Annotated in this window: 23 protein-coding genes; 5 read left to right on the top strand and 18 right to left on the bottom strand. The window is 63.1% G+C overall.

From position 1 onward, the window contains the following. Nucleotides 1–81: 81 nt before the first annotated feature. The 5 genes from fumC to hisA all read right to left on the bottom strand — a co-directional run bounded on the left by fumC (nucleotide 82) and on the right by hisA (nucleotide 5,360). Nucleotides 82–1,512 carry a class II fumarate hydratase gene (gene fumC, locus ACXMDM_RS12510; protein WP_071799831.1) on the bottom strand — a complete coding sequence of 477 codons (1,431 nt, stop codon included), beginning with the start codon at nucleotides 1,510–1,512 and terminating at the stop codon, nucleotides 82–84. Further along, nucleotides 1,512–2,054, bottom strand: coding sequence for a thylakoid membrane photosystem I accumulation factor (locus ACXMDM_RS12505; protein ID WP_071801854.1), 543 nt, complete (start codon nucleotides 2,052–2,054; stop codon nucleotides 1,512–1,514). The genes fumC and ACXMDM_RS12505 overlap by 1 nt, the downstream gene beginning before the upstream one ends. Nucleotides 2,055–2,209: 155 nt before the next feature. Continuing rightward, complete coding sequence (locus tag ACXMDM_RS12500) at nucleotides 2,210–4,006, bottom strand: DUF3685 domain-containing protein (RefSeq protein WP_233830948.1); 1,797 nt, start codon at nucleotides 4,004–4,006, stop codon at nucleotides 2,210–2,212. Further along, nucleotides 4,003–4,365: a Fur family transcriptional regulator gene (locus ACXMDM_RS12495; protein WP_083544595.1), complete on the bottom strand. Its 363-nt coding sequence runs from the start codon at nucleotides 4,363–4,365 to the stop codon at nucleotides 4,003–4,005. The genes ACXMDM_RS12500 and ACXMDM_RS12495 overlap by 4 nt, the downstream gene beginning before the upstream one ends. Before the next feature lie 233 nt (nucleotides 4,366–4,598). Next, on the bottom strand, nucleotides 4,599–5,360 hold the full coding sequence (hisA, locus tag ACXMDM_RS12490) for a 1-(5-phosphoribosyl)-5-[(5-phosphoribosylamino)methylideneamino]imidazole-4-carboxamide isomerase (RefSeq protein WP_071799829.1): 762 nt from the start codon (nucleotides 5,358–5,360) through the stop codon (nucleotides 4,599–4,601). Nucleotides 5,361–5,443: 83 nt separating this feature from the next. Here hisA and ACXMDM_RS12485 point away from each other — a divergent pair, with 83 nt between their 5' ends. Continuing rightward, on the top strand, nucleotides 5,444–6,361 hold the full coding sequence (locus ACXMDM_RS12485; RefSeq protein WP_071801852.1) for an NAD-dependent epimerase/dehydratase family protein: 918 nt from the start codon (nucleotides 5,444–5,446) through the stop codon (nucleotides 6,359–6,361). Here ACXMDM_RS12485 and ACXMDM_RS12480 read toward each other — a convergent pair. After that, entirely contained in the window at nucleotides 6,333–6,890 is a 558-nt protein-coding gene (locus ACXMDM_RS12480; RefSeq protein ID WP_071799828.1) for a CDP-alcohol phosphatidyltransferase family protein, read from the bottom strand. The genes ACXMDM_RS12485 and ACXMDM_RS12480 overlap by 29 nt on opposite strands. A 194-nt stretch (nucleotides 6,891–7,084) precedes the next feature. Between ACXMDM_RS12480 and ACXMDM_RS12475 the strand changes: the two genes are divergently transcribed. Beyond that, the gene (locus ACXMDM_RS12475) at nucleotides 7,085–7,519 is read left to right on the top strand and encodes a CBS domain-containing protein (RefSeq protein ID WP_071801851.1); all 435 of its coding nucleotides are present in this window, start codon (nucleotides 7,085–7,087) and stop codon (nucleotides 7,517–7,519) included. On the opposite strand, the gene pdeM is transcribed toward ACXMDM_RS12475, so the two are convergent. Beyond that, a complete protein-coding gene (gene pdeM, locus ACXMDM_RS12470; RefSeq protein ID WP_071799827.1) occupies nucleotides 7,516–8,166 on the bottom strand; it encodes a ligase-associated DNA damage response endonuclease PdeM in 651 nt (216 codons plus the stop codon). The genes ACXMDM_RS12475 and pdeM overlap by 4 nt on opposite strands. Before the next feature lie 7 nt (nucleotides 8,167–8,173). Further along, nucleotides 8,174–8,758 carry a glutathione S-transferase family protein gene (locus ACXMDM_RS12465; RefSeq protein WP_071799826.1) on the bottom strand — a complete coding sequence of 195 codons (585 nt, stop codon included), beginning with the start codon at nucleotides 8,756–8,758 and terminating at the stop codon, nucleotides 8,174–8,176. Nucleotides 8,759–8,853: 95 nt separating this feature from the next. Here ACXMDM_RS12465 and ACXMDM_RS12460 point away from each other — a divergent pair, with 95 nt between their 5' ends. After that, nucleotides 8,854–10,998: an AAA-type ATPase lid domain-containing protein gene (locus ACXMDM_RS12460; RefSeq protein WP_071799825.1), complete on the top strand. Its 2,145-nt coding sequence runs from the start codon at nucleotides 8,854–8,856 to the stop codon at nucleotides 10,996–10,998. A gap of 91 nt (nucleotides 10,999–11,089) precedes the next feature. Then, nucleotides 11,090–11,338 (top strand): DUF8673 family protein, encoded by a 249-nt coding sequence (locus tag ACXMDM_RS12455; protein WP_071799824.1) that lies wholly within the window; start codon nucleotides 11,090–11,092, stop codon nucleotides 11,336–11,338. A 179-nt stretch (nucleotides 11,339–11,517) separates the two neighbouring features. Here the strand turns inward: ACXMDM_RS12455 and ACXMDM_RS12450 are convergent, their stop codons facing one another. Both ACXMDM_RS12450 and ACXMDM_RS12445 read right to left on the bottom strand, forming a co-directional pair. Then, nucleotides 11,518–14,097 carry a ligase-associated DNA damage response DEXH box helicase gene (locus ACXMDM_RS12450; RefSeq protein WP_071799823.1) on the bottom strand — a complete coding sequence of 860 codons (2,580 nt, stop codon included), beginning with the start codon at nucleotides 14,095–14,097 and terminating at the stop codon, nucleotides 11,518–11,520. A 41-nt stretch (nucleotides 14,098–14,138) separates the two neighbouring features. Next, a complete protein-coding gene (locus ACXMDM_RS12445; protein ID WP_071799822.1) occupies nucleotides 14,139–15,851 on the bottom strand; it encodes an ATP-dependent DNA ligase in 1,713 nt (570 codons plus the stop codon). Between the two features lie 234 nt (nucleotides 15,852–16,085). Between ACXMDM_RS12445 and ACXMDM_RS12440 the strand changes: the two genes are divergently transcribed. Continuing rightward, nucleotides 16,086–16,964 (top strand): bile acid:sodium symporter family protein, encoded by an 879-nt coding sequence (locus ACXMDM_RS12440; RefSeq protein WP_071801850.1) that lies wholly within the window; start codon nucleotides 16,086–16,088, stop codon nucleotides 16,962–16,964. A 169-nt stretch (nucleotides 16,965–17,133) separates the two neighbouring features. Here ACXMDM_RS12440 and ACXMDM_RS12435 read toward each other — a convergent pair whose 3' ends face one another. The 8 genes from ACXMDM_RS12435 to ACXMDM_RS12400 form a co-directional block, all read right to left on the bottom strand. Beyond that, nucleotides 17,134–17,925: a DUF1350 family protein gene (locus ACXMDM_RS12435; RefSeq protein WP_162922828.1), complete on the bottom strand. Its 792-nt coding sequence runs from the start codon at nucleotides 17,923–17,925 to the stop codon at nucleotides 17,134–17,136. A gap of 87 nt (nucleotides 17,926–18,012) precedes the next feature. Beyond that, nucleotides 18,013–18,582 carry a hypothetical protein gene (locus ACXMDM_RS12430; protein ID WP_071799820.1) on the bottom strand — a complete coding sequence of 190 codons (570 nt, stop codon included), beginning with the start codon at nucleotides 18,580–18,582 and terminating at the stop codon, nucleotides 18,013–18,015. A gap of 219 nt (nucleotides 18,583–18,801) precedes the next feature. Next, on the bottom strand, nucleotides 18,802–19,056 hold the full coding sequence (locus tag ACXMDM_RS12425; RefSeq protein WP_499570417.1) for a tyrosine-type recombinase/integrase: 255 nt from the start codon (nucleotides 19,054–19,056) through the stop codon (nucleotides 18,802–18,804). Nucleotides 19,057–19,190: 134 nt separating this feature from the next. Continuing rightward, complete coding sequence (locus ACXMDM_RS12420; protein WP_083544330.1) at nucleotides 19,191–19,736, bottom strand: tyrosine-type recombinase/integrase; 546 nt, start codon at nucleotides 19,734–19,736, stop codon at nucleotides 19,191–19,193. A gap of 488 nt (nucleotides 19,737–20,224) precedes the next feature. Further along, entirely contained in the window at nucleotides 20,225–21,190 is a 966-nt protein-coding gene (locus tag ACXMDM_RS12415; RefSeq protein ID WP_071799819.1) for an orange carotenoid-binding protein, read from the bottom strand. 524 nt (nucleotides 21,191–21,714) lie between these two features. Further along, nucleotides 21,715–22,587: a DUF1254 domain-containing protein gene (locus ACXMDM_RS12410; RefSeq protein WP_205526846.1), complete on the bottom strand. Its 873-nt coding sequence runs from the start codon at nucleotides 22,585–22,587 to the stop codon at nucleotides 21,715–21,717. 6 nt (nucleotides 22,588–22,593) lie between these two features. Then, a complete protein-coding gene (locus tag ACXMDM_RS12405) occupies nucleotides 22,594–23,073 on the bottom strand; it encodes a DUF1254 domain-containing protein (RefSeq protein WP_205526845.1) in 480 nt (159 codons plus the stop codon). A 348-nt stretch (nucleotides 23,074–23,421) separates the two neighbouring features. Continuing rightward, nucleotides 23,422–24,468, bottom strand: coding sequence for a ligase-associated DNA damage response exonuclease (locus tag ACXMDM_RS12400; protein WP_186437645.1), 1,047 nt, complete (start codon nucleotides 24,466–24,468; stop codon nucleotides 23,422–23,424). Nucleotides 24,469–24,511 lie beyond the last annotated feature (43 nt).

The following is a 24,511-nucleotide window of genomic DNA, read 5'->3' as shown; positions in this document are numbered from 1 at the left end:
AACGGATTCTGTCATGGGTGATGGAACCACCAGCCCCAACTCCTGTCCCTGTCAGGCCGCTGCCAGGGGCCTGGCTTTGGGTCAGTGGCCCTCCTGGCTTGTGAGCCGGGTGGGTGCGCTGATCACCATCTGCTTGGGCTGCACCCAGTGGTCGAACTGCTCGGCGCTGATCTGGCCGATCAACAGGGCGGACTCCCGCAGGCTGAGCCCGTTCTGGTGGGCATGGTTGGCGATCTGGCAGGCCCGGTCGTAGCCGATCGCCGGTGTCAGGGCCGTGACCAGCATCAGGCTCTGATCAAGAAGCGTCTCGATGCGGGCGGTGTTGGCCACAAGCCCCTCAATGCAGAAGCGGCGGAAGCCGTTGCAGGCCCCGCAGAGCAGGGCGCAGCTCTCCAGCAGGTTGTGGGCCAGCAGGGGCTTGAAAACGTTGAGTTCGAAGTTTCCCTGGCTGGCGGCGAATTGCACCGCTGTGTTGTTGCCCATCACCTGAATGGCCACCATGGTGAGGCTTTCGCACTGGGTGGGATTGACCTTGCCCGGCATGATGCTGGAGCCCGGTTCGTTCTCCGGCAACACCAGTTCGCCGAGGCCGCAGCGCGGGCCGCTGCCCAGCCAACGGATGTCGTTGGCGATCTTCAGGAGCGAGCCGGCCAGCACCGTGAAGGCGCCGTGGGTGACGGCCAGCGGTTCGTGGCCGGCGAGGGCCTGGAATTTGTTCGGAGCACTGCCAAAAGGGAGCCCCAGCCGCTGGCTCAGCCGCTCCGCCACCGCCTCACCGAAGCCGGCGGGGGCGTTGAGGCCCGTGCCCACCGCCGTGCCGCCGATCGCCAGCTCCCGCAGCCTGGGCAGGGACAGCTGAACGGCCTCCAGGCCTTGCTCCAGCTGGGCCCGGTAGCCGGAGAATTCCTGGCCGAGGCTGAGGGGAACCGCGTCCTGGAGATGGGTGCGGCCCACCTTGATCACCTCGGCAAAGGCCCTTTCCTTCTGCCGCAGCGCCTCGATCAGGGCGCCGATCGCGGGGATCAGGCCTTGGTCGATCTCGACGGCCACGGCCATATGAAGGGCGGTGGGAAAGGTGTCGTTGCTCGACTGGCTGAGGTTGACGTGGTCGTTGGGGTGCACCGGGGTCTTGCTGCCCAGAACGCCGCCCATCGCCTCGATCGCCCGGTTGGCGATCACCTCATTCACGTTCATGTTGGTCTGGGTGCCGGAGCCGGTCTGCCAGACGCGCAAGGGGAATTCGCCATCGAGGGCGCCACTGGCCACTTCCTCGGCCGCGGCGACGATGGCTGCGGTTTGCTCAGGGGCGAGCAGACCCATGGCTGCATTCACCTCGGCGCAGGCCGCCTTGAGCTGGCCGAACGCCCGCACGATCGCCGCCGGCATCCGCTCGCCATAGCCAAAGAAATGGATGGAGCGCTGGGTCTCTGCGCCCCAGTAGTGGCTGGCTGGCACCTCGATCGCCCCGAGGCTGTCGGTTTCGATCCGCTGCTGCGGGCTGGCGCTACCCATCAGCCGGCGGGAACCACTTCGCTGTTGAGTTCGTTGAAGCTGCGGGTGGTGCTAAGGCCGGCGCCGGCCATCGGATCGAGGCCGGTGGCCTCGCGCAGGGCTGTGTTGATGGCGTCGATGTCAACCTGGCCGCTGTCATCGAAGACCACATCACCGGTGGGGTCAAACACCACCACCTGGGGGATGTCCCCTTTCCAGTAGTGGGCGGGATCGGTGCGGCCCGTCTCCTGACGGTTCTGAAGCGCATCGGTGGTGAGGGGGATCAGCTCGACGCTGCGCCCCCAGAGCCGCTGCAGCTCGTTGAGCACCGGCGAGAAGCGCTTGCTGTCCGCGCTGTCATCGAGGTAATAGACCACCACGGCGGCGCGGTGATCAGCCAGCGCCTGCTCCAGGCTGCTGCGGGGCGGCACCAGGGAGCCGTTGCCGGCATAGAGGGCGTAGATGTTGCCGTCGTAGCTGTTGGTCTCGAGTGCGGCCTCGGCCGCCTGCGGCGCAGCCGCCAGCAGGAGCAGCAGCAGCAGCAGGCCCGAGAGCCGGGCCATCAGCTGGCCAAGCCGCTGGCTGGAGAAGGAGACAAGACCAGGGGGCACGCGCAACCGGGCAACCAGAGGGGAATGGGAGCCATTGTGACGCCCGGCCGGCGCCTCTCCGCCAGAAGGCCCGGCGAAGCCCGGCCAGAAGCCAGGGCCTGGATCATTCAGGGCTTGCTGATGCCGCGGCCCATGCCCTGCAGAATGCCGCGGCCCACCAGGCCGATCGCCCGGCCCACCACCTGGGTGAGCACCACCACAAGCAGATCGCCGAGGCGGCGCAGCAGGGCCTGGAGCTGGGGGGCGAGGGCATCGCGGCTTTCGAGCGCCAGGGTGACGGCCTGCTGCAGCCAGCCCAGTTGGCGCAATTCCTGGTCGCGGGGTTCGGTCAGCAGCAAGGGCTTGATCGATCCCCCTTCCAGGCGGTAGATGAGCCGGCGGCTTTCGTAGAGCTGGATCGGTCGCTCGAACCACTCGCTCCAGCGTTGACGGGCATTGAGCTGGTTGCGCAGCCGCTCCAGGCTGCGGGTGGCCAGCAGCTCCTGCACAAGCAGGTAGCGGCGCAGTTCCGGCCAGTCGCCGCAGCAGGCCAGCACCTGGGCACTGATCAGCTCGGCGGTTCGCACCAGCCAGTTGCTCACGAGAGCTTCTAGGTGGAGCAGGGCCTGGGGCTCGTCCGGGGCAAGCAGCCGTCCCTCCACCAGCAGGGGCTGGGCGTTGAGCAGGGCCGCGAGCATCGGCAGGCAGGGGGGAAGCTCGGGATCGTTGAGCAGCAGATCGCTCTGGCCGCTGAGGGTGTCGGCGACCGGCAGCAAGGCCCCTTGCTGGGGCAGCTGCACGTAGGGCCCAGCCATCTGGCGCAGGGCGTGGCGGCGCAGCTCGGGCTGGAGTTGCAGCCAGCGACCCTGCAGCTCGTCGCCACGCAGCCGCTCCTGGCGCAGGCGCTGCAACAGGTGATCGAGTTGGCCCAGCAAGGCCATCAGCAAATCGCGGCGGCGCTCGGGGCTGAGCCCCTGCAGGGCAAACAGGGCGCCATCGGCCTGGGATGTGAGGGCACTGCCGCCCTCCTGATCACAGCCGCTGGCGCTGGCCAGCCGGCCCTGGATCGCCTGCCAGACCCCCTCGGCGGTGCGCTGGCGCAGGGTGATCGCCGTGCTGCCACTCGCAGGCGGTTGCGGCAACCCCACCTCGCCCGGCTCCGGTGCCCCCCAGGCCAGGCTGAGGGGTCCCCAGAGCCAGAGCAGGAAGGCACGGGCGGCCGCCAGTTCCCGCAGCCGGCCTTCCAGCAAGGCCGCCAGCAGCAGGTTCTCCGGTGGTGGGCTGAGCCAACGGCGGCAAAGCCGCAGCTCGGCCTCGATCTGCTGCAGGCCGCTCTGCAGCAACGACTGGCCCAGCCCCTGGCCCGCTCCGATCGCGCCCATTGCCTTGGCAGAGGTTCCAGGGGTGGCTTCGCTGTTGCCGCCGCCGCGCAGGTCGAGCACCCGGCCACCGGCCAGGAGCGTGGCCACGGCGGCGCCCACCTGGTCGGGGTCGGGTTGCTGCAACAGACCCGCCACGGGCAATTGCAGCAACCAGTCGCGGCTGCAGGCCGGCATGGCCGGCAGGAGCAGAAGCAGGGGGGCCGGATGCCAGCGCTGCTCGAGTTGTTCCAGTTCCCGCAACAGGGTGGCGGGCTCAAGCGGTGCAGCCAGGCTCCAGAGCACCAGCTGGGGAGCGCCCGCGAGCTCGGAGGGGCTGATGGCCAGACGGAACGAGCTGGCCTCGGCCCCCAGCAGACGAAGCAGGCCCTCGCGCTGGAGGGGTTCGGCGAAGAGGAGCAGCTGGGGGCCACCGCCGGGGCCTGGACTGGCGGGCTCTGGGGCTTCGATCACGCTCCTGGGCAGGCCAATGCCGTCAAGGTAACCAGCCTGGGCGGTTTTCTCCAGCCCCTCGCCAGGGCAGGGGCGCTGCGGACGGGGTGTCAAGCCCGGCGGCGGCCACTGAGCTGCAAGGTGTACGACTCGATCTCGAAGCCGGTGAGCGCTTCGATCTGGCTGACCAATTCGTTCGGGAGCACGACGTCAAGGTCGTGGATGGCGCCGGATTCCAGACAGGTGAGATGGCTGTGGGGATCGCTGCGGTAGCCGTAGAGCCGGCCACTGGCTTTGTCGAGGCATTCGATCACTCCAGCTGACTGAAGCGCTTCGAGATTCTGATAAACGGAGGTATGGCCGATGTTGCGGCCCTGGCTGTTGAGCTGCTCGAAAATATCCCGGGCGCTGAGGTGACTCTTCTCCGTCCACAACAACTCGAGCACCATGCGCCGCTGGCGACTCAGCCGCATGCCCAGATCCCGGCAACGACCAAAGGCTTCGTTCACATCGCCTGATTGGATGTTGTCCTCAAGGACAGTGGCTGGTGGCGATGCAGGCACGAATGAACAAGTCGGAGAGGAATGGATGACTACCAGATCATCATTGTATCGGCGCCCCAATCCTTTTGTCAGAACCCTTCTGGCCCCTAGGAAGGCCTCTCCTCAGCTGAGTCATGAGCCTGTCTTTGAGCCATTTTGAACCTTCAGCCCACGCTGAGCGAGAGGGGGTCCTGCCAACGGCCGGGGCCCACCGCCTGCAGCGCCTCGGCGAGATCGACGCTGCCGTCGTAGATCGCGCGGCCGACGATCACGCCGCTGACGCCCAGGGGTTCAAGCGCCAGCAGAGAAAGCAGGTCGGTGAGCGATCCCACCCCACCGGAGGCGATCACCGGGATTGAACTGGCGGCGGCCATCTGGCGCAGCGCCTCCAGGTTGGGGCCAGCCAGGGTGCCATCGGTGGCGATGTCGGTGCTGATGATCGCGGCCACACCACTGCCTTCGAGGCTGGCGGCCAAAGCGGTGGCCTCGATCGTGCTCTCCTCCAGCCAGCCGCGGGTGGCCACCTTGCCGTCTCTGGCGTCGATTCCCACCACGATCCGGCCGGGGTGGAGGGCCGCCAGGTGGCGCACCAGCTGGGGCTCCTCGATCGCCACGGTGCCGAGGATGACCCGATCGAGGCCGCAGCTCAGCAGGGCCTCGGCCCGCTCGGCCGTGCGCACGCCGCCGCCCAGCTGCACCGGGATGGCCAGGGCGTTGGTGATGGCCCCAATGATCGCGTCATTGGCCGGCACGCCCTCTCTGGCGCCATCGAGATCGACCAGATGCAGGCGCTCGGCACCCTGCTCTTGCCACTGCAGCGCCTGGGCCACCGGGTCGTCGTTGAAGCGGGTGACCTGGTCGTAGTCGCCCTGGTGGAGGCGGACGCAGTGGCCATGGAGCAGGTCGATGGCGGGAATGACTTGCATCGGGCGGGCGGCGGGGAGGCGCATGGAACGGTGACTCCATCCTCCCCGGCGCTTGAATGGCGCCCCGTTCGACTGCCACTGCCGTGAAGATCCTGGTGATGGGTGGCACCCGCTTCATCGGCAAGCCGTTGGTGGCCCAGTTGCTCGCCTTCGGCCACGAGCTCACCCTGTTCACCCGCGGCAGGAATCCCGTCCCGGCCGGGGTGGAGCATCTGGCGGGCGATCGCGGCGACGCCGAGGCCCTGGCGCCGCTGCAGGGGCGAAGCTTCGACGTGATCATCGACAGCAGCGGCCGCTCCCTTGCTGACAGCCGCGCCGTGCTCGAGAGAACCGGCGAGCCGAAGCACCGCTTTGTGTATGTGAGCTCGGCCGGTGTTTACGCCGACAGTGAGCTCTGGCCCCTCAGCGAGAACAGCCCCACCGACCCGGCCAGCCGCCATGCCGGCAAGCTCGAAACCGAGGATTGGCTGCGCAGCGAGCGGATTCCCTTCACCAGCTTCCGGCCCACCTACATCATCGGTCCGGGCAACTACAACCCGGTGGAGAGCTGGTTCTTTGATCGGATCGTGCACGGTCGCCCCGTGCCGTTGCCAGGCGATGGCAGCACGATCACCCAGCTCGGCCACGTGAGCGATCTCGCCATCGCCATGGCCCGTTGCCTGGAGGTGGAAGCGGCCACCAACCGGATCTACAACTGCACGGCCCGCCAAGGGATCAGTTTTCGCGGCCTGGTGGCCGCGGCGGCCCGCGCCTGCGGCCAGGATCCGGCGGCGGTGGAGATCCGCTCCTTCGATCCAGCCGGGCTTGACCCCAAGGCCCGCAAGGCCTTCCCCCTGCGCCTGAACCACTTCCTCGTGGATGTGCACCGGCTGGAGCGGGAGCTGGCCTGGTCGCCGGTGTTCGATGCCGAGGGCGCCCTGGCCGACAGCTACGCCAACGACTACGCCTTGCGCGCAGCTGGCACACCGGATTTCAGTGCTGACGCGGCCTTGCTGGCCTGAGGTAGCCCAGCGCCGAACTCAGCGCCAGCAGAAGCGAGGGCCAGAACAGCCACCAGCCCAGGGCCTGAAGGGCCGCGGCCAGGCCGCCGCCAGTGGGGCCCCAGCCAGTGGGCCAGAGCAGCAGCAGCAGGGCGCTGAATTGCAGCACCGTCTTGGCCTTGCCCGCGCGCGACGCGGGGCCGCCATCCCCCTGGCCGGCCCGCCAGCCGGAGACCAACAGCTCGCGCGCCAGCAACAGCCACACCGCCCAGAGCGGCAGGCCACCGCTGGCGCCTAGCCACAGCAACGGCGCACTGATCAGGATCTTGTCGGTGAGGGGATCGAGCCGGGCCCCCCAGGCCGAGCCGCCGCCGGCCCGGCGGGCCAGGGCGCCATCGGCCCAGTCGGAGAGGCCGCCGAGCAGCAGCAGGATCCAGGCCAATCCGCCCTGGCCGGCGAGAAGGGCGAGCAGCAGGGGCAGGCCGATCAGGGCACGGGCCACGGTGAGCCCGTCGGCGAGGGCGCGGCAGCGGCGGGCACCTGCCGTCATGCCGGCTGCTGGATCTGCTGGACTTGCTGCTGGTTCTGCTGGATCTGATGGGAGCGACACGCCCGATCAGCTGTTGGGGCGTCCAGTCTGGACGTATCCGAGCACCGCAGGATTTCCCGCTGGCCTAGAACCCTTGCAGCCGCGCCGCCCCGATGACTTCCGACACCCCGTCCAGCATTCAGGTGGCAGAGGCGATGACCTCCCCGGTGTTGAGCGTCAAAGCGAGCACGCCCCTGCAGGAGGCGGTGCAACTGCTCAGCGATCACCACATCAGTGGTCTGCCGGTGGTGGATGACAGTGGCGTTCTGATCGGTGAGCTCAGCGAGCAGGAGCTGATGGTGAAGGAGGGCGGCTTCGATGCCGGCCCCTACGTGATGCTGCTCGATGCGGTGATCTATCTGCGCAACCCCCTCGACTGGGACAGGCAGGTGCACCAGGTGCTGGGCAGCACGGTGGGAGAACTGATGCGGGACCATCCCCACAGCTGCGAGGCCACGCTCTCCCTCGCCGAGGCGGCCCGGCTGCTGCACGACCGCAGCACCCAGCGCCTGTTTGTGCTCGAAGCCGGCAAGCTCGCCGGGGTGCTCACCCGCGGTGATGTGGTGCGTTCGATGGCCCGCACGCTTTAAGCCGGCCAGGCCACAACGGAACCGTCGGCCACCAGCCAGCAGGGCAGGCGAGGGTCGCAGGGATGGCCGCCGGTGAGCTGGCCGAAGGAGGGCAGCAGCAGCCGTGGCGCGCTGGCATCGAAGCTGAAGCAGGGCAGCCGCAGCCGGTCGTTGCCGGAGCCCACCAGCGCCACCGGGTGGAGATGGCCGCAGAGATTGAGCCGCTCGTCGGCCCCTGCCGGTGCCTGCTCCGGGATGTGGCTCAACCAGAGCGGACCGCGTTGGAGGCTGGCTTGCTGGCTCAGGCCCGCCAACCAGCTGCCCCGTTCATGGTTGCCGCCGATCAGGCTGAGCGGGCAGCCCAGCAAGGCCGGCAGGGCCGCCAGCTTCTGGCGCAGCTCGGCGGTGAGGCCGAGGCGGCTGTGGATCAGGTCGCCGAGGACCACCACCTCCCGGGGGCGCCAGTGGTGGGCCAGATCCAGAAGGGCATTGAGGGTGCCCCGATCGCCGTCGCTGGGCAGGGGGATGCCGTGGGCCTGGAAGGTTTCGGCCTTGCCGAGATGCAGATCGGCAAGCAGCAGCAGCCGCTGGGCCGGATCCCAGACGGCCTTGGCGCCGAGCAGCTCCAGGCGGTGGCCCCGCCAGTCGAAGGGATGGTGGCTGGCCATCAGCGAATTAGCCCGTGGCCATCGCCGCCTGGTAGGCGACACGCCCCTGGGTGGCCTCGATGCTGGCCTGCACGTGTGGGTAGGCGCCTAGATCGAGCTGGGGGAAGAAGATCGGCAGGTAGGCCAGATGGGCCTGTACAGCGCAGTCCGCCACCCCCCAGGCCTCACCTAACAAGGGGGCTCCGCCCTCCAGCCGGGTGTTGAGGGCCGCCATCAGCCGTGGGAACTCCTTCTCGCGCGCGGCTTCGACGAACAGGGCGGTGGCCAGGGTGGCATTGGCAAACAGCACCCATTGCTCCGCTTCGGCCCGCTGGGCCGGGCTGCTGAACTCATGGCCGTAGCGGTCGGCCAGGTACAGCAGGATGGCGCCGCTTTCGAACAGGCGCAGGCTGCCGCTATCTGCCGAGCTGGCGCCCTCGTCGACCAGCAGGGGCACCTTGGCGAAGGGGTTGAGCGAGAGGAAGGGTTCCTGGCGGTGTTCGCCGGCGGCCATGTCGAGCTGAATCCAGGTGTAGGGGATCTGTTTCTCGGCCAGATACCAGCGGGGCATCGAGGCCCGGCTGCGGGCTCCGCCATAAAGGGTGAGGGTCATGGCCCCATCATCGGCAACAGGCTCCAGAATCGGGTGATCGCTGGAGCAAGCTCGGTCGCTATGGCGGTGCCTGCTGTTCGGGGGAGATGTTGTCCATGCCTGAAGCCGGCCAGCTGCCCGTTTCCGAGCGGTACAGCCGCCTGGCTCCCTACCTGGTGGGCCGGGCGCGGCGGGGAATCGTCGGCAGCAGCCGCTACGCCGTCAAGCTGAGGGATCGGGTCCGCCAGGCGGCTGGCGACCCTGAGCGGCGACCGGTGCTGATGGCCGGTGAGCCCGGCCTGGAGAAGGACGATGCGGCCGCCCTGATCCACTTCGGCTCCGCCACCCGCCGCCAGCTGATGGTGCAGCTCGATGGAGCCCTGCTGCGCAGTAATGGGGCGGAGCTGTTCGGCAGTGCCAGCAGCGATGGCGCCGGTGCCCTGCTCGATGACATCGGTGACGGCAGCCTGCTGATCAACCAGCTCGATCGGGTCGATCCCGCCCTGCTGCCGGCCCTGTTGACGCTGGCCCGCAGCGGCGACTGGCAGGCCCCAGGACCAGGCTCGACGCCCCGCAACTTCGCTGGCCGCCTGTTTTTCACCACCGAAACGGCCCTGCCCGGCTTCGATCGCTGCTGCACCCTGATCCGGGTGCCGCCGCTGCGGGTGCGACGCCAGGACCTGGGCGAGTGGCTGCGTTATTTGCTGCGGCTGTACAGCCGAAAGCTGGGCTGGGCGGTGTCGCCGGTGGTGGGAGAGGAGGTGATCCGCCGCCTGCAGATCCATGATTTCCCCGGCAACGTGCGCGAGCTCGAAGGGCTGGTGGACCGGGCCCTGCGCCAGATGCCGGCTTCGGCCCTGGCGTCGCTTGAGCCCGTGGCCCTGCCGGAAGAGGTGTTCTGGCTGACGCCGCGGCCCCAACGGCTGCGCTTCGATCTCTGGCGCTGGCGGCCGCCACTGCGCCAGTGGATGCGCTCGCCCCGGCTCTGGAACGGCCTGCTGTTCGGCTTGGTGAGCTGGGTGTTCGTGCTGGTGAACCTCTGGCTGTGGCTGGGTCCCCAGGACCGGGCCAGCAATGGTGGCCTCAATCTGTTCTGGGCCTGGTGGTGGCCCTTGATCCTGCTCAGTTATCCCCTGGTGGGCCGGCTGTGGTGCTCGTTCTGCCCGTTCATGGTCTGGGGCGAGATCGTTCAGCGGCTGGCGCGGCTGTTTGGCTGGCAGCCGGCCGCCTGGCCCCGGGGCAACACCGATGCCTGGGCCGCACCGGCCCTCGCGGCTGGTTTTGCGGCGATCCTGCTCTGGGAGGAACTGGCCGATCTGGAGCACACCGCCTGGCTGAGCAGTTGCCTGCTGTTGCTGATCACGGCGGGAGCTGTGATCGGCTCGCTGCGCTTCGAGAAGCGCTTCTGGTGCCGCTATCTCTGCCCGGTGGGGGGGATGAACGGCCTGTTCGCCAAGCTCTCGATCCTGGAGTTGCGCGCCGAGCAGGGCACCTGCAGCGGCAGCTGCAGCACCTATGCCTGCTTCAAAGGTGGCCCCGCCGATGGGGAGGGCCTGGCCACGGCGGGCTGCCCGCTTGGCACCCACCCGGCTCACCTCGAGGACAACCGCAACTGCGTGCTCTGCCTCACCTGCGCCCAGGCCTGCCCGCATCGCTCCGTGCAACTGAGCCTGAGGCCTCCCGCCGCCGATCTGCAGCGCGAGATGGTGCCACCGGCGGGGGAAGCCGGGCTGATCCTGGTGCTGGCGGGGGGCGTCTGCCTGAAGTTCTGGGAGCGGCTGTTGGGGGGCTGGGCGCTGGCTCCAGCTAGCCTGCAGCTCGGACCGTTGTTGCCGCGGCTGGCCTTTGGCTGCCTGGCCCTGGCCCTGCCGTCGTTGTTGTTCCTGGCGCTGCGGCTGCTGGCCTCCTCGCTGCCGGCTTCTTCGCTTTACGCCAGCCGGCTGCGGCTGGGGCTCTATGGCTTGTTGCCCCTGCTCTGGGCCCTGTTGCTGGCCCGCCATCTTCCGCTCGGCATGGCGGAGGCGGGGATGGTGTTGCCGGTGAGCCTGGCTGGGGTGTGGCCAGGCCCCTGGCCCAGCTGGAGCGCCGATCCCCACGTGATCGCCTTCTGCCAGAGCCTGGTGCTGCTGATCGGCGCAGCCGGCAGCTTGCTGCTGCTGCGGCGCCTGCTGCTGCCCAGCCCCCGGCTGGTGTGGCTGGCCTGGTTGTTGGCCCTGGCCCTGGGGGCTGGCGGTCGCTGGTTGGTGGCGGCGCCGATCTGAACGCTGGAGGTGTTGGCCCCAATGTGTTCGTCTTGCTACCCAAAGGGCCCGCTGATCGATCAGGATTCAGGCGTCAGCCGGAGTGTTTCCGATGAGCCGACGCCGAATCCAACGCCAGTTACCCAGCGAAACCCGTCAGTGGATCGAGCAGCGCCTGCTCGGCCTTGAACGCGCCGAGCGCTTCGAAGATGCCTACGCCCTGCGCATGGAGATGGCGGAGTGGTTGCTCCAGATCGACAGCGATCCTCCCTGCTTCAACCTCCCGGTCGCCCGCCTGCTGCGTGACCGCTGCCTGCATGTCCAACCACCCCTTCCCGAGCAGGGACGATCACCTCAGTGATAATGGCGTTCTGATTGACCTGAAGCCATGATCATCAATGCCTTTCTGCTTGCCGTTCTGGTTGGCTCGTTGGTGCTCATGACCGTGATCGTCAAGCGCCTGGAGAAAGCCTGAGACGGATCAGTCGTTGGTCATGGTTGAGCAGGACGTGACCCGCTTTCTGTAAGGCTTAATCGCGGTCAGCGTTCTTCAGCCCGGCGGGCTTCGGCCACCAGGCGCTCGAGTCGCTCCAGCACCGATTCGCTGCTCATCCGGTTGTTGTTCAGCCGCTCCACCAGCAGCGGAAAGGCGAGCGGGCCGGGCCGGGCTGTTTCCTCCAGCAGCAAGCTGCTGGCCCGTAACCGTTCCAGGGCCAGGTGCAGGCGACCCAGTTCCAGCTGCTCCTCGATCACCTCGCGCCTGGCCTGCTCCAGCAAACGGTTGCCCGGTTCGTGACGCTCGAACACGTCAAAGAGCAGGGCGGCGCTGATCTGCAGTTGGCCGCCGCTCTTGCTTTGGCCAGGAAAGCCGTTCACCACCAGGCCCGCCACCTGGGCGATGACGCGGAAGCGACGGCGACAGAGTTCGGAGAGATTGATCGAGGCTTCCAGATCCGCCTGCAGGCTGGCGCCATCGAGCAGCTCCTCGCTGTGGCACTCCACCAACTCCGCGAAGGGGTAGCCGCGGGGTGCCAGCAGCTCGAAGCCGTAGTCGTTCACCGACACGGTGATTGTTCCGGCCTGATGGCGCGTCAAGCGGCCAGCCCAGAGAAAGCCCAGCCCTTCGTGCACGAAGCGCCCTTCGAAGGGAAAGGCGAACAGGTGGCTGCCATCGCGGCTGCGGCAGGTTTCGACCAGGAACTGATCCTGGCGGGGAAGGCGGGAGAGGTCGGCCTGGCGGCGCAGCAGCGGTTCGAGGGCCCGTAACTCGGCGCTGTCGAGGCCTGAGTTGGCCGGATCCTCCTGTTCCATGGCCGCGGCGCAACGGTGCACCTCGCTGCGCAGGTGGCTGGCGAGCAGATCGGAGAGCGCCAGCTGCCCGCCTGCCCAGGCCGGCACCGTCTGGCTTTTTTTGCTGCTGGCCTTCACCAGCGCGGTCATCTCACGCAGGCGCACGAACTCCAGCTGGCGGCCGGCGAAGAAAAAGACATTCCCCGGCTTGAGCCGGGCCACGAACGACTCCTCCACATGGCCGAGGCTGGCGCCGCGCACCACTTTCACCGTGACCGAACGATCGGCCGTGATCGTGCCGATGTTGAGCCGGTGCAGGCGGGCGATGGCGTTGTCGCCGACCTTGTAGCGGAAGGGGGGCTCGCCTGGGGTGCTGGCCGCGGCGGTGGGAATGACGCTGGGAATAACGGCAGCAGGTGGATCGATCGGCTCGCGCTCGAGCTTGCGGTAGCGGGGATAGGCCCCGAGGCAGTCGCCGCCCTGCTCGAGGAAACGCAGGCACCACTGCCAGCTGGCGTCATCGAGGTGGCGGAAGCTCCAGGCGCTGCGCACCGCCCTCAGCTCCTGCTCGGGCTCGAACCCCGGACCACAGGCCAGGCTGGTGAGGTGCTGCAGCAACACATCGAGCGGGGCCACAGGCGGACGCCGCGTTTCCACCAGCCCTGCGTCCAGCCCCCGCCGCAGGGCGCTCAGCTCCAGCAGCTCCAGGGCGTTGGTGGGCATGAACAGCACCTGGGAGGTGCCCCCGGGGCTGTGGGCGGAGCGGCCGGCCCGCTGCAGCAGCCGCGCCAGGTTCTTGGCGGAGCCGATCTGCACCACCCGCTCCACCGGCTGGAAGTCCACCCCCAGATCCAGGGAACTGGTACAGACCACCCAGCGGATCATCCCGTTCTTGACGCCCGCTTCGATCGCTTCGCGCTCCCCGCGGTCGATGGAGCTGTGGTGCAGGGCCAGGCCGTCCTCCATCTCCGGGCAGGCGTAGCGGAGGCACTGATGCCAGCGCTCGGCCTGGTTGCGGGTGTTGGTGAACAGCAGCGTGGAGACGGCCGGATCCAGGGCTGCCACCAGCTCCTCGTACATGCGCAGGCCGAGGTGGCCGGCCCAGGGAAAGCCGTCGATGGTCTCGGGCAGCAAGCTGCGGATCTCGGTGGCACGCCGAAGCTTGGCGGTGATGATCAGGGGCTCGGTGCCTGGTTCTTGGCCTGCGGCACCCACCGCTGCGCGGGCAGCATCCTGCAGGTTGCCGATCGTGGCGCTGATCGCCCAGGTGCGCAGCTCGGGTCGGCGCTGGCGCAACCAGCTCAAGCAAAGCTCGCTCTGGCTGCCGCGCTTGCTGCCCATCAGCTCGTGCCATTCATCGAGCACCACGGCGTCAAGGGCGCCGAACAGCGCGCTGGCGGCCTTGCCGGCCAGCAGCACCGAGAGCGATTCGGGGGTGGTGATCAGGATCTGCGGCGGATTCTTGAGTTGGCGTGCCCGCTCGGCGCTGGGGGTGTCGCCGTTGCGGATGCCCACACGCAACGGCCAGCCCATAGCCTCGATAGGCAGGCGGATCGCCAGGGCCAGGTCACGGCTGAGGGCCCGCAGCGGGGTGAGATAGAGCAGGCGCAGGCCCGTGGGCGTTGCTCCGCCGTTGCGCTTCGCCTCGGCGAGCATCGCTGCGATCGGCCCCATCACGGCGGCATAGGTTTTGCCGGCGCCGGTGGGCACCTGGATCAGCCCGCTGCGGCCGCCCAGAAACTCCCGCCAGCAACGCCGCTGGAACGGCTGGGGCCGCCAGCCCTGCTGCTCGAACCAGGCTTCGATCGGGGTGAGTGAGGCTCTGGGCACAGATTGTTGAGCGGCCAGATTGCCCGTTACCGGGCGACACGCTACCGAGCTGATCCACTTCCTTCCCGCTCACTGTCCATCAACGCCAGGGCGCCTGCCAGGCAATCGGCTTCGGCCGCCGGTTTGTCGCGGCGCCAGCGGGAGATGCGCGGAAAGCGCACGGCGATGCCGCTCTTGTGGCGTTTCGAGGGCTGCAGCCCTTCGAAGGCCAGCTCGAACACCTGCAGGGGCTCCACCGCCCGCACTGGCCCGAAACGCTCGGTGGTGTGGCGGCGGATCCAGCGGTCGAGTTCGTTGATCTCGGCGTCATCAAGGCCGGAGTAAGCCTTGGCGAAGGTCATCAGCTGGGGCTCTGGTTCTCCTGGGCCAGCGTTTGCGGCATCGCCAAAGCCAGTGGTTCCAGGCGGCTGGCTCCAAAGGCCAAAGGTGTAATCGGTGAAGAGGTTGGCGCGCCGGCCACTGCCCGCCTGGGCGTAGAGCAGCACGGCATCGAGATGGAGCGGTTCGAGTTTGTGCTTCCACCAATCACCGCGTCGGCGGCCGGCCCGGTAAGGGGAGTCGAGCCGTTTGAGCATCAGCCCTTCGGCCCCAACCTCGCGGGCGCGGCCACGCTGCACTTCCAGCTCCTCCCAGCACTCCAGGGACAAGCCCGCCGAGATCCGCAGGCGTTGCCGTTCGGGATGATCACCCTGGTCAACGGCGACCTGCAGCTCCTCCAAGCGTGCCAAGCGCAGCTGCAGCGGCTCGGTGCGCTGGTCGACGCCGCCGGACTCCAACAGGTCGTAGGCGACAAAGGCCATCGGGCATTGACGGCGCAGGCTGGCGCCCACGCTCTTGCGACCCAGCCGCCGCTGCAGGCTGGCGAAGCTGGCGGGGCGCTCCTCTCCGGCATCCCAGACGATCACTTCGCCATCGAGCACGGTGCCCTCCGGCAGGGCCTCACCCAGGCTCACCAACTCTGGGAAGCTCTCGTTCACCAGCTCCTCGCCACGGCTCCAGAGAAAGCTGGTGCCGGCCCGGCGGATCAACTGGCCGCGGATGCCGTCCCACTTCCACTCCGCCCGCCAATGGGCTGGATCCCAACCCTCCAGCTGGGCCGGATCGAGGGGGCTGGCCAGAAAGAAGGGATAGGGCCGACTCGCCGGCACCGCCCCCGCCTCCGTCAGCGGGGCGAGCAGGGCGCGGAAGGCGTCGGCGCTGGGCTCCAGGCCACCCATGAGCCGCTGGGCGATCTCTGCCTCTTCGAGGCCCGCCAGCCGCGCCAGGGCCCGTGTCACCAGTCCTGTGGACACACCCACCCGCAGGCCACCGGTGAGCAGCTTGTTGAACAGGAAGGCCTGGCCCGGCGGCAGACCCGCCCAGGTGCTGAGCACGGCTTCAGCCTGGGCGTGAACCTCAAGCGCTGCGATCGCCGGCAGCCGCTCCCCCATCCACTCTGCCAGCGGCCGCTCGATCAGCTCGGCTTCGGGCAGCGCCAGCTGGGGCAGCAGCAGGGCGATGGTTTCGGCACTGTCGCCCACCTGGCCGTGGCAGTCGTCGAACAACCATTCGGGCAGAGCTGAGGCGGCCAGGGCGATTTCGCGCAGGCGCCTTCCGGTGAGCAGGCGCTTGCGTCGTTTGCCGAGCAACAGGCTGAGCGCCCAGGCCCCGTCGGCTGGATCCACTGCCGCGAAATAAGCCTGCAGCGCTTCCACCCGGGCGTTGGTGCCGGGGCTGCGGTCGAGCTGCTCATAGAGGGCGCAGAACTCGCGCATGGGCAGCCTGCTCAAGCGGAACGTGCTTCACACTGCCCCAGACAGTTCAGGCGCTGTGAGCAGCACGGCGATCAGCGAAGTGCCGCTGCCGGACCAGGTTGACGGACCAAGTTGACCTTGAAAAGGGGTCGATGGATCGCAACCCATGGATGGTAGTGATCGAGAATGAGTCGATGTTGAGAGCCAGTTGTTTGAACGGCTTCATTCCTTTACTGTTTTCCAGTTCTGGTGCTGATGCAGAGTAGTTTCTTCACCGCTATTTTACTGCCGCTGGCTTTGGCAGTTGTCATGTTGGGGATGGGGTTGAGCCTGGTTCCCAACGATTTCAAGCGCATCACGCGCTATCCCAAGGCCGTTGCCGTGGGTACGTTTTGCCAGATTGTGGTGTTGCCGCTGCTGGGTGCGTTGATTGCAACGATCCTTCCCATGCCGCCCGACCTTGCTGTTGGACTGATTGTGGTGGCGGTGTGTCCGGGCGGTCCTTCATCGAATCTGATCACCTACCTGGCCAAGGGCGATGTGGCCCTGTCGGTGACCCTCACGGCCATCAATAGCGTGATCACAGTTTTTACCATCCCGATTTTGATCAATCTGGCACTCCAAACCTTTCTTGGAGAACGGGCCGCCATCGCCCTGCCGATCGGCTCGACCATGCTGCAGATTGTCCTGATCACCCTGCTACCGATTGCGATTGGCATGGCCATTCGGCGCGCCTTTCCTCAAGCCGCACGTCGCCTCGAGAAGCCCATGAGCCGGCTTGCTTCGGGATTGCTAGCCCTGATTATTGGGCTGCTGCTGTTCCGCGAAGGCAGCAAATTGCCGGGGTTTCTCATGCAGGTGGGAATCGGAGTGCTCTTCCTGAACCTGCTGGCCATGCTGGCCGGCCTTCTGGCTGGGAGGCTATTTCAGCTGCCCCGCGCCCAACAGATCTGTTTGGCGATTGAAGTGGGCATTCAGAATGGAACCCTGGCGATTGCTATAACCGCTGGCTTGCTCAACAACCCTGAGATGGCTGTGCCTGCTGCTGTTTACAGCTTGTTGATGTATGGCACTGGATTCATGGCTATTCTCTATGGCAGACGGCTGATCAATAAGCCGAGACTCTCGGTTTGATGAGCTATTGGGTGGGTCCGCAGCCATCGGCCAATGATTATGTCTTCCAGCTGAGTTGGCTGAAATCTGGTAGAAAAAAGATCTTAAAAAGGATAGAAAGTCCTTGATCGATACGTCTAGAACGCTGCAATATCCCTTGCAAAGTCTGCTTGATCTTTGGCTACTTGATCTATGAAACTAGGGGCTGCTTCAGCGTTGCCCTTAGCTGAACGAATCCGTCGTCGATGCTCTGAGCCAGTCGGCCTACATGCAATCCCAGAGGTTCGAAATGCCATCCCTCCAGCTCAGCTATGGGCAGTGATGGAACCTCTCGCCGTGCCAGTTCTGATCTCAGGAACTCCACATCGTCAAGCGAGATGCCGTCGCTGTTGAAGCCAATCACCCCAGTCAGATTGAACAGCTCGAAGCTGGCCAGGACGAGATCCTTGGTTTGTTGCAGGTTTGGTTGGACCCCTTGTCGGGAGATCTGCCATCCGGAACGCAGCACGCGAACTGTGTTGCTGATCTCTGGAGCCAACAGGATTGAAGCCTGATCACGGACACCTTGGCCGCCATCGGCGGATGTTCTCTCCATGTGGCCCAATCGAGCCAAGATGGATTCAGCAGCGAGTACCGGCAAAGCACCGCGCAGAATTTCCTCGCGGCGATCAGGCTGGTTGCTGAGGATTTCCAGCAACAGGATGAATTTGCATCCGAGGCTGTGACCCAACCAGCAGGTGTTGGTTGGGTCGGCATAGAACGCTGCCTTGTCAGGGGGAAGCGCTTGCTGGATCTGATCGAGGACTTGCTGCTTCCTCTCCAGCAAGCCGAAAGCCACTTGCCAGTGGTTGAACTGCACTGGATTGAATGAAAAACGATGCAACACTAAGGAATAACCCTGCGCATACAGAGCCTGAAGCAGGGGCCGATAGGCACTGCCTGGAAAGGAGCCGAACAGGAAGGCACCGATGAACTGGATCACCCCACGCGGTTGTGGGTGGAGCAGTACCTGTCGACTCCGCATTAATGGTGAAAGCATCAAGAGGCCCAAGGTCATTCGCGGTGGTGCTTATGAAGCAGAATCCACATGGATAAGCGATCCACCCCCAGCCAACGGCAAGGAGTAAGCAACCTCACCGAGATTGAGGAACTCTTTGTCATCAAGCAATCCATAAAATGTGCCTCGGTGTTCTGCGGTAACAAGAACAGCAAGAGAGCGCAGGCTATTTGGCTCTAAGGCAAAAATCTCGGAGTATCCGCGCAATTCATAATCACTGGCTAGGAAAAACTTCTGATCTGTGATATTTGGCTGAAGAATCAAGAGGCAAGTATCGTTAGCATCAATCGTGATGTCGTAAGTAGTACTAGCGATACCGCTTGCAATGGTGGTGTTACCTGTCAAGGTTGTGTTCGTCCCCGCAGTATCAAGAAAGGCAAGAACCGTGGCGGGATCCAGTCCTGGTGTTTGTGTTGTAAATATGATTCTAAGGGCAATTTTAATTCCGTTAGGATTGGCAATTGACAAAAAGTACCCCTGTAAAATTGTCCGGGTCAGGGGAGCAAGATTTGGAATACTTGCCGTGACTGAAGTCGGTAGCTGCGGCTTCAGTAACAGTTCAAAGGTTGAGACGAGTGCCATGGACGGTGGAATCACTACAGGCTTGGTCAAGCTAAGTGGCATCGACTGCTTGCCTGCCGTAGGGGCGTGTATCCACACTGCTTGTTTTGTTGCTGTGCCTTTGAGATTGCAGTGGCAAAAAGCAATGTCCTGATGACATTGAGATTTGTGTAGGTATTACACGGCTTTGTGCTGCCAGTTGTTTCGACATACTGGTCAGTGTTAGCCAATGAAACAGGTCTACCCGAAACGATTTGGATTCGTTAGTTGGCTGTATTGTTGTGTGACTCTGAGATGATCATGCCCCATCAGGATCTGGATGGTTTTTAGTTCATTGCCCAATTCCAACATATGGGTCCCGAAACTATGTCGCAAAGTGTGGCAGCTTACGGGTTTATGAATCTCACATTTGTGGAGTGCCTGCTTCAGGGCTTTTTGAACAACGGTTGGATTGAGATGATGACGACTCTGCTCGCCGGTCAGTTGATTAATCATGCGTCTATGTTGAGGAAACAGCCACTGCCATTCCCAGCAGGTTGAAAGCCATCCCTTGTCAAGGCTAAGAACATCTGGCAATTGCACGCGCCCCCATCCTGCTTCCAGGTCTGTCTGATGAACCTTTCTGACAGTTAACAGATGTTGTTGCAGGGGGGTGATGAGGGGAAATGGAATGATTGTGGTCCTGAGTACCTCGCTTTGACCGTTGCGAATACGAACTTCTGTCTACGCAGCTCCAAGTCTCTGCATCTGAGCTGTAGCGCTTCCATCAGTCGTAATCCGCTGCCATAGAGCAAACTTGCCACGACAGAACTAGGATTAGACATGGTACGAAGTACTTTCTCCACGTCTTCCTGGCAAAGAATCAAAGGCAGCTTGTCCTGTCTGGGAATCCGATTTAATGAAGATGCTTTGATCTTCCCATTGCCGAGTACATGACGGCAAAGAAAGATCAATGCTGAAGAGGCCTGATGTTGGCTTGAGGGGCTAACGCCTTCCACTGTTGCCAGGTGAATCAGGAATGAATTGAGTTCCGTTTCCTTGATTTCACTTAGATGGGATGTCTGATGAAACGCAAAAAAGCGATGAATCCAAAGTTCATACGCCTCTTTTGTTCTTCGGGCATAACCAAGTGATGCCAGCTTGTCTTGAAGGAGGCTGAGCAGATCCTCAGGCATAGATAGGACTATCGAACGCCTAGGCAGGGTCTTTGAAGCAAGGCGATTATACAGCTATTTTCCCGTTCGACTGATGCTATGGTTGACTGCTGTGATTCATGATGTGTCGCCAGCGACTTTGATGTTGCCTTTGTCTTACATATATTTCGAAATTTGCAGGCAACTACACCATGCCTGGTTTGGATTTTCTGAAAAGTACCCTATAGAGAAGGTTGGCCATTAGAAACGTATGGCGACGATCCAACCCTTGTCCCCGATCCCTATAGCTTTCCCCATGGATGCTAGTTCAAGCATAATGCCCCGTTTCAATCGGTTTGATTGTGGCGCCAATCTAGTTGAGACCGTGGAGTAGTTTCTTGAGCAAGTGGAGGAAAACTCCTGATGAAATGGGCATTGATGTGGAGCTGGCTGTTATGAAAAAGTGCCAAATCTTATCACTTAAGTGGCTTCGCATTCTTTGTCGCAGGACTGCTGAATAACAAAACAACCTAAGGAGCCAAATTCAGCAGCTCTTGGGCGGAAGCGAGTAAGTCAATGGCTACAAAGTAGATTTTGTTCTCTGGATTGAGAAGGAAGCGCCAGGACACGTTCATGCCCACATCCCTACCAAACCAAGGGGTTTGAACCTTGCCGGTGACCTTGATCCGGGTGTAACCATCCTCGTCCGGTTCGGTGATGCCCCGTTCTGGCAACAAGCTCAAGTTCTGACAATCTTCCCGAAAAAAGCGAATCAGGGCTTCATGCCCCACAATTGGACGTTGGAAAGGGGGTTGCAAGGCGCCATCCAAAGCAAAGAGTTGAAGCAGGGCGTCAAAGTCATTGGCATTCAGATTTTCGATATACTCACAGATCAAAGGGTTTTCCACGCCAGGAATGTCAGCAATCGGGTTGCGCTTGGCCCTCTCTATCGGTGGGACTAACGGTTCCGCCACCGAGCTGTAACTGCCCAACTGCTCTGTGTCAAAACCCATGTCCACCACGGCATTGCGCAGAATCGTAATTTGTTGACCTGGATCAACAACATCCCGAATGGCTTGAAGGACAGCCAAGGCATTGGCTGAGAGTTGGTAGTTCTGAGGAATCGGAGTGACAATCCCCTCTTCCATCCACTGGCCCATTTGGAACCAAAAGCCAAGTTTGATATTGACTGACCAGGTGGCATAAATACGGGAGATGGGTCGATCCGTGCGACTGGCGAGGTCGCGCATTAATTGCACTTGCTCACTAAAATCCATCAACTTGATCTGGCTGAGCGTGCTGCTGGCAAACTGCATATTCACAGGGTCGGGAGTTGTCACTGAGAGTGTCTTTCCCATTTCCTGGTAGGCAAACCAGATCAACGCCAGTTTGTCTTCAACCTCCAATTTGTTGAAGCGCACAATCGTGGCTGGCACCACATCCGCTGCCAGCGTTCCAGGGAAAATATTGCGAGCAGACTCGATGGTAAAGGGCAACTTCTTTAATTCTTCGATCAGTTATCTTAGCCTCGATCTATGCTGAATTGTGATGCCAAGAGCCTGCCGTGCGACTGGCTTTGATTGGCATTGTTGATCATGGAGTTAAGTTATCGGAATGACTGAAAAGTTGTTAATTCTTTCTGGTAAACATGAATCGGTGTAGCTCGTTCTTCTTGATTTGAATTTTGCTGCCTATCGCTTTAATCTTGCTCTTCTTGTTGTTTTCAATTGAGGGGCGGCAGGGAGGGTCTGTCTCTTGCAACGGCCCATCAACGATAAGCCCGCGGGCCTTGGTCGTTCAGATCGATCGACTGTGAAGAATAGATTGTGGTACATATTCTCGATTCGCAAAATAGCTAATTCTAATTGATAGGCTATGGGATCTTCACTCGCTGCCCTGTATTGTGGGAGCCGCATTTACTCACCGACTACGTCGCTCTGTCAGAGGAAGCTCCGTGACCACTTGGATGTTTCCAACGAGGCTGAGACCGGCAACCGACGGGCCATGGCTTTGACCGGATTCACTCGACCCGCTGCAAGGCTGGCGGTTGCCAGGATCCCTTCAGGGCCGATTCTTTGGGCCAGTAGAGCCGCATGACCAAATAGATCGGGCCATTGGGGGCTGGCAGCCAGTTGGCTTCCCCTGCCTTGCCCGGTGAATCTTTCTGGATGTGGATGGTGAGTGAGCCGTCGATGTTCTTTTTCAGCTTGGGCAGCATCGGCGAGTTGATCAGATACCGGTTGATCGGGTTGTCGATCAGTAACTGCGTCTTTCCGTCGTACATGGTGACGGACCAGAACGCATTGACGGGTGGCAGCTGATCGGCCGTGAAGGTGAGTGTGTAGCGGTTGGTGCTGGTATCGGCTTTCTTTCCGTCTCCATCGGTGGCCAGCAATGGATACAACACTTCAACAGCATCATTGCCATAGATGCCCGCCATGGCGGCGGCAGCACGGAGTGAGAAGTTGCCCGCATAGGTCTTGCGATCACCGAAGCCGTTTGTGGCTACGTGCCAACCATTTTCATCCTTGCCAAGGGCGCCGGTGGTTGCCTTGATTGCCTCCAGACCACTCGTCATTCCCATGGTGAATTCAGCCTTCTGCTGGGGTGAACGTGCATCAAGGGAGAACGGCTTGCCCGCTTCTATGCCGATGTTGGCCAAGCGCTTGCGCATGGGAATTTCCACGGCGGCTGGCCCTGTGGCTGGGGCGAAGCCCAAAACGAAATTCAGGTAGGTGAAGGGATTGGTGTCAGCCAGCTCCTTGTTGATCGCGGGCCAGGCGATGGCTGGTGCGGTTGGTGGTGATGGCTTGTTCTGAAACTTGGAGAGTGTTAAGGCCCGGTAGACTGATTGGATTTTTACAACATTTTCGAGATCGGCAGAATCAATCAACTGAGTTCAGATGATGGCGATGGAGAAGTCAGTTTCACTGCGGAACAGCTTGCCGATTCCATCAGGCTTTTCTCCCGTCCAGTTCGGACCTGCAATCGTGTTACGCGCGGCACTGTTGTCTGTTGTGCGACTGTCGATGTACCCATAGTTGAACGTGTAAATGTCAACGAGTTGCACGGAGAAGTAGCGTGATTCTTCAATCCTTGGATTGCAGATAGCAAATGGTTCTGCGCGTAAATACATCCCAAAGGATGAATAGGGCGTATCGCTATTGGGTGTAGCAATCGCAGTGTCTTTCGGGGTGTAGGCGCGAGCTGTGTTGTAGAGATGGTTTAAAGGTGCTTTGTATTCGGCTCCAGATCTGTTGATGAAATACTCGTAGAATATGGTATAGTTCATCACCATCGGAAAGCCATCGATAAAAGCCTCCTTTGCGATCTGCTTGACGTTGACAGCGGCCGGTTTGGCTTGAGCCCGGGCTGGCAAGGCGGTAAGGCTTTAAAATGCAACAAAGGCGAATGAAAGCCGCTTTGAATTATTTCTGAGCATTGAATACTTTCCCGCTGGACCAGCTGTTTTGGAGAGTGTGTCGTGTCGCTATAAATAGCTGTGATTCTATATTAGATCGTCTTTGGATCACGTTTTGGTTTTTTGTTTCTCCGCTCTGATATCGCGAGCTGGTCCGTTGCTATAGCGAATGCGCGCTTCTCGGATTGGAGCGGAGAGTGCGGACAACCGTGCAGGCCTCATCTTTGCCCCTTTGGCAACTCCAGCCTTTGAGAGCCGGCAGGGCTGTTCGTCTTAGGAACCAGTGATTTTGAAAATGATTTGGATTCAGCCCAATGGTTCGACGCCAGCGGCAACCCTGTCTTCGTCTGAGCGCTCCGCTTCAAAGCCCCCCTGCAGGGGTTCCGCATCGATCCCTTCCTGTTCGCGCAGATAGCGGGCCAGGCCGTCGCTGTTGCCGTGGGTCACATACACCTGGCGGGCGCCTGAATCGCGCACGCTGCGCAGCAGGCCGTTCCAGTCGGCGTGATCGCTGAGGGTGAAGCCGCGCTCGTAGCCGCGCCGCCGCCGGGCGCCACGTACGGCCATCCAGCCGCTCACGAAGGCCGTCTGGGGCGCCTTGAAGCGTTTCATCCACACCGAGCGGTGGGCTGAGGGCGGCGCAATCACCAGCCGGCCTGCCAGTGATTCACTTCTTGGCAGCTCACTAACGGGTCGCGTCGGTTGCAGCACGATGCCCTGGGATCGGTAGGGGGCCATCAGGGTCTGCACGGCGCCATGCAGCAGCACCTCCTCTTGCACTCCCAGCGCCGCCAGTTCCGCCAGCAGCCGCTGCGCCTTGCCAAAGGCATAGGCGAACAGCAGCGATGGCCGCTCCGGGGCGGCCCGCCACCAGCTCAGGATCTCGGCGGCCACCTCTCGGCCCGGCTGCCAGCGGTAGATCGGTAGGCCAAAGGTGGCCTCGGTGATCAACACATCGGCGCGCACCGGCTCGAACGGCGCGCAGCTGGGGTCGTCATCCCGTTTGTAGTCGCCGCTGATCAGCCAGGTTTCTGAACCGGCGCTGAGGCGGATCTGGGCGGAGCCCAGCACATGGCCGGCGCTGTGGAACGACAGGGTGGCGTCACCCAGCTTCAGCTCCTGGCCGTAGTCCATGGCTGTGAGCGCGATCGCCTGGCCCAGCCGCTGGCGCAGCACGCCTTCGCCGCTGGCCACGGCCCAATAGGCGCCACTGCCGGGGCGTGCATGGTCGGCGTGGCCGTGGGTGATCAGGGCCCGGGGCACCGGCCGCCAGGGGTCGATCCAGGCGTCTGCCGCCGGGCAATACAGCCCCTGCGGGCTGAGCTGGATCAGGCCGTCGCGGGGCAGGGCCATGGCGTTGACGGTGACGACCCTTCCCAGTTAGCCATGGATCCCG

This window comes from Synechococcus sp. CS-603 (assembly GCF_977929215.1).
This window is presented reverse-complemented; position numbering and strand designations above follow the sequence as displayed.